This window comes from Nocardia asteroides (assembly GCA_019930625.1).
GTDB lineage: Bacteria > Actinomycetota > Actinomycetes > Mycobacteriales > Mycobacteriaceae > Nocardia > Nocardia sputi.
Genome location: CP082844.1, coordinates 5,473,141 through 5,489,804, shown reverse-complemented (window position 1 = coordinate 5,489,804; position 16,664 = coordinate 5,473,141). Strand labels below are relative to the sequence as shown.

Genomic DNA, 16,664 nt, shown 5'->3' with positions numbered 1-16,664 from the left:
CGCCGCGATCGGGAGTCCAGTCGCCGATCACGGCGCGCTGCGGCAAGGGCGCTCGGTCTACCCGAGCGCACCAACCGCGGCGCGGGCGGCCTCGGCGACGAGAGGGTTGTCGGCTTCGGCGTTCTGCTCGAATTTCGTGGAAAGCACGGCGATGACGAGCGGAGCGCGTCCGGGCGGCCAAGCGATCGCGACGTCGAGCGCGCCGCCGTAAGCGGGGCTGCCGGTCTTGTCGCCGACGGTCCAGTCGGCGGGCAGCGCGGCACGAATGCGTGCGTCCCCCGTCTTGGCGGCGACCAGCCACGACTTCAATTGCGCTCGCTCGGGTTCGGCGAGAATGTCGCCGAGGACGAGGTTGCGGTAATCGGTGGCGAGGGCGGCGGCTGTGGTGGTGTCCCGCTCGTCGCCGGGAATGGCGGTGTTCAACTCGGGCTCCCAGCGGTCCAGGCGGGAGACGGTGTCGCCGATGGACCGCAGGAACGCGGTGAAGCCTTCCGGGCCGCCGAGAAGCTTCAGCAGCAGGTTGCCCGCGGTGTTGTCGGACAGGGTGATCGTGGCATCGCACAGCTCGGCGACGGTCATGCCGGTGTCGACATGTTTCTCGGTCACCGGCGAGTTGAGGACGAGTTCGGACCGGGAATAGTGGATCACCTGATCGAAGTAACCCGTTGCCAGAGGATGGTCGCGCAGGAGGGCCCCGCACGCGAGACCTTTGAACGTGGAGGCGATCGGGAACCTCTCCCCGTCTCGATGGACAACGGTGCGGCCGGTGCCGGTGTCGATCGCATACACACCCAGCCGTGCGGAGTGTGTCGTCTCCATCTCGGCGAACGACGGAATCGTGGCCGCGGGTGTGGTGTTCGAGGCCGCTGGCGTATCGGCGCCGGACCCGCACGCGGCGGTGGCGAGAGACAGCGCGGACACCGTCACAGCGGCGAGGAGCCGGCGACGACCGAGCGGGGCACGGTGAGCAAGAGCAGAAAGGGTCACTGCCGCACCACATCATCCACACCGCCGCCGACGCCAATATCCGGCCCAGGCATGGGCGAGTCGAGTTGGATATCGTCGCAGGCCCGCCTGCGGTTCGGCGCCGGTCGGCGTGCCCGGTGGGACAGCGGAACCGATCTCCGCGAATCCGCTGGTTCAATGACCGCATGGACCTGATCCGCCACCTTCGGTTCTTCGTCTCCATCGCGGAGGAAGGACACTTCGGCAGGGCGGCGGCCGCGCTGGACATGACCCAGCCACCGCTGTCGCAGGGACTCCGTCGGCTCGAACGGCATCTCGGCGTCGACCTCATCCACCGCACCCGGCAGGGGGCCGTGCTCACGTCGGCAGGCCTACAGCTGCTCCCGCGCGCTCGGCTGCTCGTGGACGACGCCGAGCGCCTGCTCGCCGAGTCACACCGCATCGCGAGTGCCCACGGCGCCGTGCACTGGGGCGCGACCGCGGCGTTGCCCGACCGGGTGGTCACGGCGTGCGTGGGTGCGCTGCGCACGGCGGTCGTCCCGGATACCGCGGTGTCCACGACGGTGGGCGCCAGCGTCGACCTGGTCGCCGACGTGCGCTCGGGACTGTGCGACGTCGCCGTGGTCGAGCATCCCGCGCTGGTCGACGGCGTCGAGGTCCGCCCGGTCGTCAGAATTCCGCGGTGGCTCGTGGTGCCGTCGGATCATCGCAGCGCCGGCGCCGAACGCCCCACCTTCCCCATGCTCGCCGGATTGAGTTTCGCCTGCCCACCGCGCGCCGCCAATCCTCCTGCCTTCGACACCATTGTGGATCTGTTGCGCGAGCGGGGCCTGGACGCACCGGCCGTGCCCGCGCCCGACGATCGGGCCGTGTTCGCGGCGGTGGCCGCCGGAACGAGCTTCGGGCTCACCGCCATGCCTCCGTCATCCACGCCCGGCGTGACCTGGCTGCGCATCGCGCCGCAGGCGGTCGCCCTGCGAGTCCGCGTCGTCTACCGTCCGGGCGCTGATGCCCATGCCGATGCCGTCGACCGGGTGCTGTATCGGGAGCGCCTGCGATGAGCACCGCCCAGGACAGGATCCGCGCCGTATTCGCGGACGCGGGATGCAGCGGCTGGCTGCACGCCCGCCGGTGCGACGGCTCCGTGACCGAGATCTCCGTGGGCGGCGACGAACGGGTGGTGCTCGCGTCGGTGTACAAATTGCCGCTGTTCGTCGCGTTCTGCCGCCTCGTCGACACAGGGCGCATCGATCCTGCTACCCGGCTGACGGTCGCACCGTCCGATTGCACGCCGGGGCCCACCGGGATCGCCGTCATGCGCGATCCGGTGACCATGAGCCTGCGCGACCTCGCGACGTCGATGATGACCGTCTCGGACAACGCCGCGGCCGATGTCCTGCTCGGCGCGACAGGCCTCGGTGCGGTGGAGGGCCTGCTGGACGATCTCGGCCTCACCCGCACCCGGATCGTGGGCGGCACCGCCGACCTGCACCGCAGCCTCGTCCGCGACACCGACACCCACACCACCGCCGAGGCGTTCGCCGTGCTCGCCGAGAACGACGATGCATGGTCGGTGTCGGCGTACGACCCGGCGTACACGAGCGCGACGACACCGGAGGAAATGACCCGTCTCCTGCGCGCACTGTGGAGCGGCGCGGTGCTGTCCGACGAGCAGACCGAATTCGTCCGCACCGTCATGCGCCACCAAGTCTGGCCGCACCGCGTCACCGCCGGATTCCCCTACCGCAGTGTGTCGGTCGCAGGTAAAACCGGAACAATCGGGGTCATCCGCAACGAGGTAGCGGTCGTCGAATTTCCCGGCGAGCACCCCGTCGCGGTCGCGATATTCACCCGGGCGGCCCGCGCGGACCCGCACCTGCCCGTGGTTGACGCCGCCATCGCTGAATCCGCCCGCATCGCCGTCACAGAACTGCGCCTTCCCTTACCGGGAGGGTGACGTCACGACTCCGCGCACACATCTTTCCGATGTTTCCCGCCGGGTACAGCGGCTGGGTCATCGACAGAAAAGCAGTGCACGATGCGCAAGATCATCGACCGCACCAGGTCGCCCGCAGCTGACGGAGTTGCGGCGTGCAGCGGGACGTCATTCGTGATCAGAAGACAGCACGCCATCGAACGCCGGACTGTTGGACATGGGTAGACGCCCAGCGATTGCGGAGGCACGTCGATGCCGTTAGGTTCATCCCATGAGCTGCACCTTTCCTCATTTGCTGTCGCCGATCGAGCTGGGGAGGGTCAGGCTCCGAAACCGAGTTGTGATGGGCTCCATGCACACTGGCCTGGAAGATCGGGCCTGGCACATCGACCGCCTGGCAGCGTTCTTCGCCGAACGCGCACGCGGCGGAGTGGGGCTGATCGTCACCGGGGGTTACTCCCCCAGCCGCGAGGGATGGCTCTGGCCGTTCGCGTGCGCGATGCTCGACGAGACCGACGCCGAGCGGCACCGGGTGATCACCGAGGCGGTCCACGAAGCGGGCGGCAAGATCGCCCTGCAGATCCTGCACGGTGGACGCGATTCGAACATTCCCACCAATCTGGCGCCCTCCGCGGTGGCGTCGCCGCTCACCGCGTTCGAGCCGCGGGCGTTCACCGAGCAGGAGATCGAGACTACGATCGCCGACCACGTGCGCTGCGCGCGATTGGCGCAGCTTGCCGGATACGACGGCGTGGAGATCATGGGCGGGGAAGGCTTCCTGATCAACCAATTCCTCGCTCCGCGCACCAACACCCGGACCGATCGCTGGGGCGGATCGGCGGCGAACCGGCGGCGTTTCCCGGTCGAGGTCGCCACCCGGACCAGGGCCGCCGTCGGCGAAGACCTACTCATCATGTTCCGGATGTCGCTGGCCGAATTCGTCGAGGACGGACAGACCTTCGCCGAGATCATCGACCTGGCGAAGGAACTGGAAGCCGCCGGGGTGGATGTCATCAACACCGATATCGGCTGGCACGAATCGCGGGTACCGACGATCGTCACGTCGGTGCCGCGGGCCGCGTTCGTCGGATATACCGCGGCGCTCAAGGAGCACATCACGATCCCGGTCTGTGCGTCGAACCGGATCAACATGCCCGAGATCGCCGAGGACATCCTGGCGCGCGGCGACGCGGACCTGATCTCTCTGGCCCGTCCGCTGCTGGCCGACCCGGATTGGGTCAACAAGGCCGCCGAGTCGCGCGTGGACGAGATCAACACCTGCATCGCCTGCAACCAAGCCTGCCTGGACCACACCTTTACCCGGCAGACCGTGTCATGCCTGGTGAATCCCCGCGCCTGCCATGAGACGCTGCTGCAACTGCTGCCCACCAGGCGGGCCAAACGCGTCGCCGTCGTCGGCGCCGGTCCCGCCGGGTTGTCGGCCGCGATCGGACTGGCCGAACGCGGACACCAGGTGGAGCTCTTCGAAGCGGAGAACCGGATCGGTGGCCAGTTCGACCTGGCCCGCCGCATCCCCGGCAAGGAGGAGTTCGACGAGACGATCCGGTACTACCGCCGCAAGCTCGAACTCACCGGCGTCACCGTGCATCTCGACGTCCGCGCCACCGCCGAGCAGCTCGCCGCGGGTGGCTGGGACGAGGTGGTGCTGGCGACCGGCGTGCGTCCCCGCGTTCCCGACATCCTCGGCATCGATCACCCCATGGTGCTGTCGTATCCGGAACTGATCAGGAAGGAAAGGCCCGTCGGCAACCGGGTGGCCGTCATCGGCGCGGGCGGAATCGGTTTCGATGTCAGCGAATTCCTCACCGCGAACCACCACACCGCGCTCGCACTCGATCAATGGCGCGACGAGTGGGGTGTCACCGATGACATCCACGCTCCCGGCCAGCTGCGCACTCGTCGGCCCGCCCGGGCTATCCGAGAAGTGACCATGCTGCAACGCAAGTCGGGTCCCTTCGGACTGACCTTGGGGAAGACGACCGGTTGGATCCATCGCGCCGCGCTGGAGGCGCGCGGTGTCGAGCAGATCGGCGGCGTCAACTACGAGCGGATCGACGATCGGGGGCTGCACCTCAGCTTCGGCCCGCAACGTCTGGGCGGCCGGGTGATCGAAGTCGACAACGTGGTGGTGTGCACGGGCCAGGAATCGGTCCGCGACCTGAAGGACCAGCTCGAATCACGGGGTGTTCGGGTGCATCTCATCGGCGGCGCCGACGAAGCGAAGGAACTCGATGCCAAACGCGCCATCCAGCAGGGTACCCAGCTCGCGGCCGAACTCTGATCGTGGACGGTGGGCCCGGGGCTCGATCCCCCGGGCCCACCGGGCTTCACCTGTTTCCGCCGCCCATCCGCACGAATGTGGCGGTGGCTGTGGCATAGACCTTGCCGTTGGCGTCGATGAGGCGGCCTTCGGCGGTCGCCGTCGTCCGGCCGACGTGCACCGCCTCCGCGACCGCCCGCAACGGCCCCTGGGTGTGCGAGACCCCGCGCACCAGGTTGGTGTTCATGCTCACGGTTGTGAGCATGGACTTGTCCTCCACCGACAGCTGGACCGCGCCCCACATCGCGACGTCGAGCACGGTGCCGACGACGCCGCCACCGACCACGCCGAGGAAGTTCACGTGGCGCTCGTCCGGTGTGAGACTCAGGGTCATCCGCCCCGGCTCCGCGTCGAGCACCTCGATATTGAGCAGCTTGGCCAGCGGCGGCAGTTTCAGTTCACCGGTGCGAATGCGCTCGACGAGTTCGTCCCGCGTGAGCTGGATCATGCCGAGTACGGCGATGCCGGGATCGTCCCACTCCAGGTGCAGCGAGCGTACGCCATCGGTCACTGCGATCGTCGATACGTGGTCTTGTGCCATGAGCTTCCTCTACTTTCCGGTGATCTGCTGGTCGATGAGAGCGAACAGTTCGTCCGCGGTCGCGGCCGCCTCGACGGCGTCGCGGCCATGAGCACCGACGGAGTCGGAATCGGGCTCGGGTCCGTCCACGGCCTCGGTCAGTGTCGCGCGGATCCGCTCGGCCAGCCGCGCCTTGTCCTCCTCGGACGGCAGCGTCGCGAACAACGCGGTGAGCGCGGCGATCTGGTCGTCGATCGCCGAGCTGGTCGAGGTGTCCTCCCATTGCGACCGCAGCAGTTTCGCCACCGCGCTCACCGTCGGGTAGTTGAACACCAGCGTCGACGGCAGCCGCGTACCCGTGCCCTCCGACAACCGATTCCGTAGCTCGACGCCACCGAGTGAATCGAAACCCATCTCCTGGAACGGGGTTTCGGGATCGATGGCAGCCGCGGACTGGAATCCCAGCACCGCCGCGGCGTGTTCGCGAACGAATCCGAGTACCAACGCATCGCGTTCGTCCTCCGGTGCGGCGGCGAGCCGGTCGGCCAGCAGCCCGCCCCGGCCGCTTCCGCGCGTGACCCGTCGCGCGCGGCTGGGCACCAGGTCGCTCAGCACCTCGGGCAGCAGGCCGGCGCGTGCCTGCGCCGCCAGGGCGGGCTTGTCGAATTCCACGCAGGCGGCGACGGCCGCGTCCATCGCGACCGCGGCATCGAACAACGCCGTCCCGTCGGCGTCACCGAGGATCCGCAGACCCATCCGCTCCAGTCGCGCCAGCGCGGCGCGGTCCATCTCGCCGGTCATGCCGGTGCCCTGGTTCCACAGTCCCCAGGCGACCGACAGGGCGGGCAATCCTTGCGCACGGCGGGCGTGCGCGAGCCCGTCGAGGAACGCGTTGGCGGCCGCGTAGTTCCCCTGCCCGGGTGATCCGAGGATCGCCGCGGCCGAGGAGAATACGACGAACGCGGCCAGATCGTGCCCTCGGGTGAGCTCGTCCAGGATCAGCGCCCCGTCGACCTTGGGCACGAGCACGCGCTCGATCTGCCGTTCGGTCATCGTCTCGATAGTGGCGTCGTCGATCAAGCCGGCGGAGTGGACCACCGCCGTCAAGGGATGCTCCTTCGCGATCGACTCGAGCACGGTCGCCATGCCGGCGCGATCGGCCACGTCGCACGCGGCGACCCGGATCCGCGCGCCGAGCTGTTCCAGCTCGGCGACCAGCTCCGCGACCCCATCGGCCGCGGCACCACGACGCGACACCAGCAGCAGGTGTCCGACGCCGTGTGCGGCCACCAGGTGCCGCGCGATCACCGCACCCAACCCGCTCGTCCCGCCGGTGATCAGGACCGTGCCGTTGCCGAAAGCGCCTGTGTGGCCCGGTTTTGCGGCGGGTAGGTCACCATAGGACAGGCGCGGCAGGTGTGCCTCTCCGGCGCGGACCGTCACTTGAGCGTGCCCTGATCGGATCACGCCGAGCACCGTGTCGGCGTCCAGGTCGCCGTCGTGATCCAGGAGCACGATCCGGCCCGGTTGTTCCGATTGCGCGCTACGGACCAGGCCGGTCACCGCGGCAGCGGTCAGATCGACCGGCTCGCCGTCCAAGCCTGTCGCCCGGCGGGTCGCCACCACGAGGCGGGTGTCCGCCAGCCGCTCGGTGGACAGCCACGACCGCAACAATTCCCAGGCCCGCAGGGTTGCATGCCGGACTGCCCGGGCACGTCCGTCGAGCACGGAATCACCGGACCGGTCCAGCTCGGCCGAGGGCAACTCGCCCAGCGACCAGACGACCACAGCCGGAACTTCTTCGGCCGCCGCCACTTCCGCCACATCGGCGTAGTGCGCATCGACGCCGGACACCCGCACCCGCCCCATCGTCGCGGTCACGCCCGCGGGCGCGGCAGGCAACGCAGGGAGTTCCGAGCGCATCCAGCGCAGGAACAGGGGCGCCGCACCCTGCGCGGCGTTCGCCGCGGTCAACGCGTCGGCGGCGATCGGACGGGCGGTGACCGCATCGATGCGCGCCACGGGCGCGCCGGTGTCGTCGGCGATGTCGATCTCGGCCCGTCCTTCGGCGTCCCGGACGACGCGGACACGCACCGCGGTGACGCCGGGTCGCCACAACCGCACACCGGCGAACGAGAAGGGCAACAGCACTTGCTCGGCGGGCAGGCCTTCGATCAGATCGTCGAGCGCCACATGCAAGCATGCGTCCAGCAGCGCCGGATGGATGCCGAACGCGGCTGCCGCGACACTTGCGGATTCGTCGAGGGAGACCTCGGCGAAGGTCTGCTCGCCGCGAGTCCACAGCGCGGTCACGCCCTGGAAACCGGGACCGTAGTCGAAGCCACGCTCCGCCAGCCGGTCGTAGAGCGAGCCCTCCGATGGCTCGGCGCCGGAGGGCGGCCACACCGGTTCGCTCCACACCGGCGCCGGATCGTCGGCGGCGATCAACACCCCACTGGCGTGCTGCACCCACGCGCCCGCGTCCGCCGAGTCCCGCTCCGCAGCGCGGGAGTGGACGGCGAAGCTCCGTCGCCCTTGCTCGTCCTGCGCGCCGACGCTCAATTGCAGATCGGTCTCGGCGCCCGCGGTGAGCAGCAGTGGGGCTTGCAACAACAGTTCGTCGACGTCCCCCGCGTCCAGATGCGCGCCCGCGGCCAGCGCCATCTCCGCGAAAGCCGTCGCGGGAAGCAACACCGAGCCGAAGACCGCGTGGTCGCCGATCCACGGCTGGGTGCGCATGGAGCACCGGCCGGTGAACAACCACTCGTCCTTCCCGGCCAGCGGCACCGCGCTGGTCAGCAATGGATGCCCGAACGAGCCCGCCACGGCCTCGGGAGCGGGCTGTACCCAGTAGCGGCGGCGCTGGAACGCGTATGTCGGCAGTGTCACCCGTAGGTCTCCTCCGGGCAGCAGCGACCGCAGGTCCACCGGTACGCCGGCCGCGAAGGACTGGCCGAGGAGGGTGACGAACTGTGTCACCTCGTCGACCGAGCGTCGAGACGAGGCGGCGACCATCGACTTCGCCGCTATTTCGGGACGCTCGGCCAGGCATTCTCCGGTCATCGCGGTGAGCGCCGCGTCCGGTCCGACCTCGACGAAACGCCGCACCCCGGAGTCGAGGAGACTGCGCACCCCGGGAGCGAAGCGCACACAGCTGCGCACCTGCGCCACCCAGTAGCCCGGATCGCGCACTTCGTCGCCGACTGGTGCGCCGGATACGTTGGACACGATCGGCACGGTGGGCTCGCCATAGGTCAGACCCTCGGCCACCGCACGGAATTCCTCGAGGATGGGCTCCATCAGCATCGAATGAGACGCATGCGAGATTCGCAGCACGGTGTTCTTCCGGCCCGCCTCGGTCAGCCGCCGCTGCATCTCAGCGACGGCATCGGCGTAGCCGGAGAACACCACCGACTCCGGACCGTTCACCGCCCCCAGCGCGAGCCGGTCGCCGAGACCGGTCAGCAGTTCCTCCGCTTCCGTCTCCGACACCGCGGCCGCCAGCATCGCCCCGCCCGAGGGAGCCGCTCCCATCAACCGTCCCCGCGCCGCCACCAGCACACAGGCGTCGGCGAGCGACCAGACCCCGGACACATACGCCGCGACGAGTTCGCCGAGCGAGTGACCCGTGAGCACATCCGGTAGGAGACCGTACGACTCCAGCAGCCGGAACATCGCAACCTCGAACGCGAACAACGCGGGCTGCATCCAGTCCATCCGGTCCAATACCCCGGCCTCGTCGGTGAACATCACCTCCCGCAGCGAACCCCCGAGATGCCGGTCGAACTCCGCACACACCTCGTCCAGCACGGTCGCGAAGACCGGGAACGCCCGGTATAGGCCCGCACCCATGCCGACTCGTTGCGCACCACCACCGGTGAACAGGAAAGCCGTCGTACCCGGCACCACCTCTGTCTCGACCGCGTGCGGGGACGCCGCCCCCGCCGCCAGCGCGGCCAGCCCGGCGAGCAGTTCCTGCCGATCGCCGCCGACGACCACAGCGCGGCGATCCAGTAGCGCCCGTGAGTCGAGCAGCGCACGCGCCACCCGCCACGACTCGATATCCGGCGCACCGGCCAGCCAGGAGCGCAACCGTTCGGCCTGACCGCGCAGGGCTTCCGCGGATCTCGCCGAGACCACGAGCGGCACCGCGGCGACCGCGGCGCCTGCCGCCGGATCGGGGTTCCCCGTCGTACGCACGTCACGCGCGGCCAGCGGCGCTTCCTCGAGGATCACATGCGCGTTCGTACCGCTGATCCCGAACGACGACACCCCCGCGCGACGTACCCGGCTGCCGGAGTTCCACGGCTCGGCTTCGGTCAGCACCCGCACCGATCCGGCCGTCCAGTCGACATGCGGGGAGAGTTCGTCCGCATGCAGGGATTTGGGCAGCATTTCATGGCGCAGGGCCTGCACCATCTTGATGACGCCGCCCACACCGGCCGCCGCCTGGCTGTGCCCGATATTGGATTTGAGTGAACCGACACGCAGCGGGCGATCCGGGCGGCCCTGCCCGTAAGTGGCGAGCAATGCCTGCGCCTCGATCGGGTCGCCCAGTGTCGTTCCGGTCCCGTGCGCTTCCACCGCGTCCACGTCCGACGGGCCGAGCCCGGCATCGGCCAGCGCCGCCGCGATCACCCGCTCCTGCGACGGACCGTTCGGCGCGGTGAGACCGTTGCTGGCGCCGTCCTGGTTCACCGCGCTGCCGCGCACCACCGCGAGCACGTTGTGCCCGAGCCGGCGGGCGTCCGAGAGCCGTTCGACCACCAGGACGGCCGCACCCTCCGCCCAGGCCACACCGTCGGCGGCGCTGGAGAACGATTTGCACCGTCCGTCCGGGGCCAGGCCGCGTTGCCGGGAGAATTCGACGAACACCGTGGGGGTGGCCATCACCGTCGCACCGCCTACCAGGGCGAGCGAACTCTCTCCCTGCCGCAGCGCCCGGCACGCCACATGCAGTGCCACCAGCGAGGAGGAGCACGCCGTATCCACCGTCATCGCGGGGCCTTCCAGGCCCAGTGAATAGGCGATGCGCCCCGAGACGACGCTCGCAGCGGAGCCGGTCCCCACGTAGCCTTCGGCCTCGGGCCCGGCCTTGCGGGTCAAGACCTCGTAGTCCTGATACATCACCCCCGTGTAGACGCCGGTGTCGGTACCCCGCAGCGACGTCGGATCGATCCCCGCGTGCTCGAGCGCTTCCCACGACACCTCCAGCAGCAAACGCTGCTGCGGGTCCATCGCATTCGCCTCCCGCGGACCGATTCCGAAGAATCCGGCGTCGAAATCGGCCACACCGGTGACGAATCCGCCCTCTTTGGCATAGGAGGTTCCGCTGTGCTCGGGATCCGGATGGATCAGACGATCGAGATCCCAGCCGCGATCCGACGGGAACTCGGAGATGGCGTCGGTTCCCGATGCCACCAGATCCCACAGATCGTCCGGAGACGCCACACCGCCGGGATACCGGCAGGCCATACCGACGATCGCGATCGGTTCGTCGGCTCGCGTGCGCCGTTGCGTCTGGCGAACCCCCGGCCCGGCACCGTCGATCCGGGAACGCAGCAGTCGAGCGACGGCCGCCGAGGTCGGATGATCGAAGGCGAGGGTCGACGGAAGACGCAGACCGGTGGCCTTGGTGAGACGGTTGCGCAGATCCACCGCGCCGAGCGAATCGAATCCCAGTTCGTTGAACGGCTTGTCGGCCTCGATCAGGTCGCCCGTGGCGTGTCCCAACACCCCGGCGACCTGATGGCGCACGAAATCCAGCACGATCGCGTCGTGCCGGTCCGGCGGTACCGACGCGAGCCGCGCCGCCAGATCGCCGCCACCGCCCTCGGCGCGGCGCGGTACCGATACCAACGAACGCAGCAGCCGCGGCAGCAAACCCGCGCGGGCCTGCGCGGACAATGCCGCGGTGTCGAAGTCCACGGCGGCGACCAGCGGCGTGTCCGCGCCGGTGGCTCGGTCGAACAGCGCGATCCCGTCGGCCTCGGTCAGTGGCCGGAAGCCCATGCGCGACAAGCGGTCCAGGCCTGCGCGCCCCAGTTCGGCGGTCATCCCGACGTTCTGGCTCCACGGGCCCCAGGCCACCGACACCGCGGGCAGACCCGCCGCGGCGCGGCGCCGGGCCAGCGCGTCCAGCGCCGAGTTCGCGGCGGCGTAGTTGCCCTGGCCCGCCGAGCCCAAGACGGCAGCGATCGACGAGAACAGGATGAACGCCGAGAGGTTCCGGTCACGGGTGAGTTCGTCCAGGTGGAGTGCGGCGTCGACCTTCGGCGCGAATACCCGCTCGATCCGGTCGGGCGTGAGTGCGTCGAGAGTCGCGTCGTCCAAGATGCCCGCGGCGTGGACGACGGCGGTCAGCTCGGGGCCTTCGGCCAGCTGGTCGAGCAGGGCACCTACCGCGGCGCGGTCACCGACGTCACAGGCCAGCACCCGTGCTCGCGCACCGAGTACGGCGAGTTCGGCCACCAGTTCACGCACACCGTCGGCTCGTTCGCCGCGCCGTGAAACCAGTACCAGGTCGCGCACCCCGTGCGTGGCCGCCAGGTGCCGGGCCACGAGGGCGCCCAATCCACCGGTGCCGCCGGTGATCAACACGGTGCCCGGACCCATGGTGACGGCTGAGCCGGACACGTCGTCCCGCCGGGCGAGCCGGGGCGCGAGCAGTTCGCCCGCACGGGCCGCCAGCTGCGGCTCATCGGTCGCGAGGGCGGCCGAGATCAGCTCCGGCCCGACCAGCACGTCGCTTTCGGCGTCCACCAGGACGATGCGGCCGGGATGCTCCGATTGCGCGCTGCGCAGCAAACCCCAAGTCGCCGCGGCGGCCAGGTCCGGGTCCTCGCCGCCCAGCCCGGCGCCGTTGCGGGTGACCACGACCAGCTGGGTGTCGCCGGACTCGAATAGGCGCAACCAGGACTGCACCGCTGCCAGCGCGGCGTTCACGCTCCGGCGCACCCTGTCGGCCTCGGCACGGTCCGTGTGCCCGGGTCCGGGCTCGGCGAACCACACGACCGCGTCGGCATGCGCTCGAGCGTTCGAGCCCGGGGCGTCGGTCGCGGCGGCCGCTACCAGCGCGGCCATATCCGAATGATTTTCGTCGAAAGCGGACTGCGATGGTCCGCCGACCGCGGTCAGCCGCACCGCGCCGGATCGCGCATCTGATTCCACCGCGGCCCAGTGCATGTCGTAGAGACCGTGCGGCCCGGCGGGGCGCGCGTTATGCACCGCGTCGCTGTCGACCGGCCGCGCCTGCAGCGCATCGACCGTCAGCAGCACCGCGTCCGCATCGTCGCGGAGCTCGACCCGCACCCCCTCGGCGCCCGTCCGCTGGATCCGCGCGCGCGCCGCGCTCGCACCACCGCGGTACAACCGCACGCCGGTGAAGGAGAACGGCAGCGGCGCCTGGTGCGCGGCCGAATCAGCGGCCAATTCGTCGACGGCGGTGTGCAGCGCGGCATCCAGCAAGGCTGGGTGCACGCCGAAACGGGAAGCGTCCGACGTCATCTCGCCGAGCCGCACCTCGGCCAGGACGGCGTCGCCGCGACGCCGGAATCGGCGCACGCCCTGGAACGCGGGCCCGTAGTCGAGACCACGCGCGGCCAGTTGGCGGTACAGCGCGTCTCCGGTCGTCGCGTCCTCGTCCAGAGACAATCCGTCCGTACCGGCGGACACCGTCGCGTCCCCCGTATCGGGAGCGAGCACACCGCGCGCGTGCGTGGATCCGGCGGTCCGGTCACCTACTGCCCGCGACGCGATGACGAAACTTCTGCGCCCGGTGTCATCGGGCGATTCGACGCTGATCTGGATATCGACCTCGGTCCCCTCGTCCAACCGCAGCGGCGCTTCGAGCACCAGTTCGTCGACCGTCCCGGCATCCAGTCGCGCGCCGACCGCCAACGCCAACTCCACGAACGCGGCTCCCGGCAACAGCACCGTGCCGAACACCGTGTGGTCGGCCAGCCACGGCTGCGACACCGTGGACAGGCGGCCGGTGAACAGCCACTCGTCGGTACCGGCCAGGGCCAGCGCAGCGCCGAGCAGCGGATGGTCCATCGCCGTCAGTCCGGCGCGGCCCACGTCGCCGATACCGTCGGCCGGAGGCAACCAGTACCGCTGACGCTGGAAGGCGTAAGGAGGCAACGGCACTCGGCGTGGCGGCTGACCGGTGAACACCGGTCGCCAATCCACGTCGACGCCCGCGGCGTGGGCGGCCGCCAGGAAAGCGGTGAACTGCCCGACCTCGTCCGCCCCACGTCGCGCGGCGGCGACCACCGTGCAGCGGGCCTCGATGTCGGGTTGTTCGGCCAGACACTCCCGGGTCATCGCGGCCAGCACCGCGTCGGGACCGATTTCCAGAAAGCGCCGGACCCCGCTCGCGGCCAGCGCCCGGACTCCCGGGGCGAACCGCACCGCCGCCCGGACATGACGGACCCAGTACTCCGGATCGGTCAGCTCGTCACCGGCTGGTGCGCCCGAAACATTCGAGACGATCGGGATCGTCGGCTGCCGATAGGTCACACCGCGAGCCACGGCCCGGAACTCGGCCAGCATCGGTTCCATCCGCGCCGAATGGAAGGCATGGCTGACACGCAGCCGGTTCGTCCGGCGACCCTGGTCACCGAAGAGCCGCTCGACCTCGGCGACAGCGTCGGCGTCACCGGACAGCACCACGGACGAGGGACCGTTCACCGCGGCCACGGACACCCGGCCGAGGTATCCATCGAGCGCGGCGGCTGCTTTCTCCTCCGACACCGCCACGGCCAGCATCGCGCCGCCCGCGGGCAGTCCGCCCATCAGCCGTCCCCGCGCCGCCACCAGCGCACACGCGTCGGGCAACGACCACACACCGGCGACATACGCCGCCGCGAGTTCACCGATGGAATGGCCGAGCAGCGCATCCGGTGTCAGGCCGAATGATTCGACGAGCCGGTACAACGCCACCTCGAAGGCGAACAGGGCGGGTTGGGTGAACTCGGTTCGATCGAGCGGTCCCGGCGCGCTGTCGCCGGCCGGCGCTTCTGTGCGGATCAGGTCCTTCAACGACCGTCCGAGCAGCGGATCGAACTCGGCACACACCCTGTCCAGTTCCGCGGCGAACACCGGGAACGCGTCGTACAGTTCTCGCCCCATCCCGGCGCGTTGCGCACCCTGGCCGGTGAACAGCAACGCCGTGCGCCCCGAGCCCGCGCGACCCTCGGCCACGCCCGGCGCGGAACGCACCTCGGCGAGCGCCGCCAAACCGGCCAGGAGTTCGTCCCGGTCGCGGCCGACGACCGCGCCGCGCCACTCCAGCCGGGCGCGGGAGGTGAGCAGCGAATGCGCGATATCCCGCGGGTCCGCCTCCGGATCGTCCCCCATCCACCGCCGCAGGCGATCCGCCTGTGCCCGCAGGGCCGCGCCGGAAGCCGCCGACAACAGCAACGGAATCGTTTCCACCGAGGTGTGATTCGACCCGGCCTGCTCCGTGGGAGCAGGCTCGGAGTCTGCCTCGGCGGCAGCGGACTCGGCGGGAGCTTCCTCGAGGACGACGTGGGCGTTGGTGCCGCTGGCGCCGAATGAGGACACGCCGGCGCGGCGAATTCTCGCACCGGCGGGCCACGGCTCGCTGTCCTTCAGCAGCCGCACCGTACCCGCCGACCAGTCCACATGGGGGGTCGGCGCGTCGATGTGCAGGGTCTTCGGCAGCACTTCGTGCCGCATGGCCTGCACCATCTTGATCACTCCCCCGACACCCGCCGCGGCCGAAGTGTGACCGATATTGGATTTCAGCGACCCCAGACGCAAGGGCACGTCGGTCTGCCGGGCGCCGTAGGCGTTGATCAGGGCCCGGGCCTCGATCGGATCGCCCAACATCGTGCCCGTGCCGTGCGCCTCCACCGCGTCGACATCCGCCGGCTCCAGGCCCGCGTCGCGCAACGCCTGCCCGATAACGGCTTCCTGCGACGGTCCGTTCGGAGCGGTCAGCCCGTTGCTCGCGCCGTCCTGATTGATGGCGCTGCCGCGGACGACCGCCAGGACAGTGTGCCCGAGCCGCCGTGCGTCGGAGAGCCGTTCGAGTACCAGCACGCCGAGCCCCTCGGAGAAACCCGTCCCGTTGGCCGCCGCGGCGAACGCCCGGCACCGGCCGTCGGGTGAGAGGGCGCGCTGGCGCGCGAACGCGATGAGCAGGGACGGGTCCGACATCACGGTGACCCCGCCCGCCAGGGCGAGGGTGGCGTCACCGTTGCGCAGCGCCCGGCACGCGAGATGCAGGGCGACCAGTGACGACGAGCATGCCGTGTCGATCGAGACGGCCGGACCCTCCAGCCCGAGGGTGTAGGCGATCCGGCCCGACAGCACACTGTTGGAAGTGCCGAGATAGACATGGCCTTCCGTTTCGGCCGTGATATCCGGGGAGCCGCCGCGGGGCCCGTAGTTCTGGTGGGCCACCCCGGCGAAAACGCCGGTATCGCTGCCGCGTAGCGATACCGGGTCGATGCCGGCGTCTTCCAGTGCCTCCCAGGCCGCCTCGAGCATCAGACGCTGCTGTGGGTCCATCGCGGCGGCCTCGCGCGGGCTGATGCCGAAGAAACCCGCGTCGAAGTCGGCTACCGAATCGAGGAATCCGCCCTCCCGCGTGTAGATCGTCCCCGGTACGTCCGGATCGGGATCGAACAACCGCTCCAGGTCCCAGCCACGGTCGGAGGGATACCCTCCGACGGCGTCCACGCCCTCGGCGGCGACGCGCCACAAATCCTCGGGTGAACGAACTCCGCCGGGGTACCGGCAGGCCATGCCGACTATGGCGATGGGTTCCCGCGTTCGATCGGTGAGTTCACGCAGGTGTTGTTTGGTCTCGTAGAGCTCCTTCGCGGTCTTCTTGAGGTAGCGGCGTAGCTCGTCGGTGTCGGCCATCGGTG

6 protein-coding genes are annotated in these 16,664 nt (G+C 70.0%); 3 read left to right on the top strand and 3 right to left on the bottom strand.

From position 1 onward, the window contains the following. Nucleotides 1-57 precede the first annotated feature (57 nt). Nucleotides 58-987 carry a class A beta-lactamase gene (bla, locus tag K8O92_24985; protein ID UAK31082.1) on the bottom strand — a complete coding sequence of 310 codons (930 nt, stop codon included), beginning with the start codon at nt 985-987 and terminating at the stop codon, nt 58-60. A gap of 164 nt (nt 988-1,151) precedes the next feature. Between bla and K8O92_24980 the strand changes: the two genes are divergently transcribed. The 3 genes from K8O92_24980 to K8O92_24970 all read left to right on the top strand — a co-directional run bounded on the left by K8O92_24980 (nt 1,152) and on the right by K8O92_24970 (nt 5,204). Continuing rightward, nucleotides 1,152-2,027 carry a LysR family transcriptional regulator gene (locus K8O92_24980; protein UAK31081.1) on the top strand — a complete coding sequence of 292 codons (876 nt, stop codon included), beginning with the start codon at nt 1,152-1,154 and terminating at the stop codon, nt 2,025-2,027. Continuing rightward, complete coding sequence (locus K8O92_24975; GenBank protein ID UAK31080.1) at nt 2,024-2,923, top strand: class A beta-lactamase-related serine hydrolase; 900 nt, start codon at nt 2,024-2,026, stop codon at nt 2,921-2,923. Before K8O92_24980 ends, K8O92_24975 begins: the two co-directional genes overlap by 4 nt. 250 nt (nt 2,924-3,173) lie before the next feature. Further along, nucleotides 3,174-5,204, top strand: coding sequence for an NADPH-dependent 2,4-dienoyl-CoA reductase (locus tag K8O92_24970; GenBank protein ID UAK31079.1), 2,031 nt, complete (start codon nt 3,174-3,176; stop codon nt 5,202-5,204). 46 nt (nt 5,205-5,250) lie between these two features. On the opposite strand, the gene K8O92_24965 is transcribed toward K8O92_24970, so the two are convergent. Both K8O92_24965 and K8O92_24960 read right to left on the bottom strand, forming a co-directional pair. Continuing rightward, nucleotides 5,251-5,754, bottom strand: a complete 504-nt coding sequence (locus K8O92_24965; GenBank protein UAK31078.1) for a PaaI family thioesterase — start codon at nt 5,752-5,754, stop codon at nt 5,251-5,253. Nucleotides 5,755-5,793: 39 nt separating this feature from the next. After that, nucleotides 5,794-16,659, bottom strand: coding sequence for an SDR family NAD(P)-dependent oxidoreductase (locus K8O92_24960; GenBank protein ID UAK31077.1), 10,866 nt, complete (start codon nt 16,657-16,659; stop codon nt 5,794-5,796). Nucleotides 16,660-16,664: the final 5 nt, after the last annotated feature.

Bases quoted from the DNA above. Each gene is read 5' to 3' on its own strand.
- K8O92_24975 (UAK31080.1), top strand. From the start codon at position 2,024: ATGAGCACCGCCCAGGACAGGATCCGCGCCGTATTCGCGGACGCGGGA.
- K8O92_24960 (UAK31077.1), bottom strand. From the start codon at position 16,659: ATGGCCGACACCGACGAGCTACGCCGCTACCTCAAGAAGACCGCGAAG.
- K8O92_24980 (UAK31081.1), top strand. From the start codon at position 1,152: ATGGACCTGATCCGCCACCTTCGGTTCTTCGTCTCCATCGCGGAGGAA.
- K8O92_24970 (UAK31079.1), top strand. From the start codon at position 3,174: ATGAGCTGCACCTTTCCTCATTTGCTGTCGCCGATCGAGCTGGGGAGG.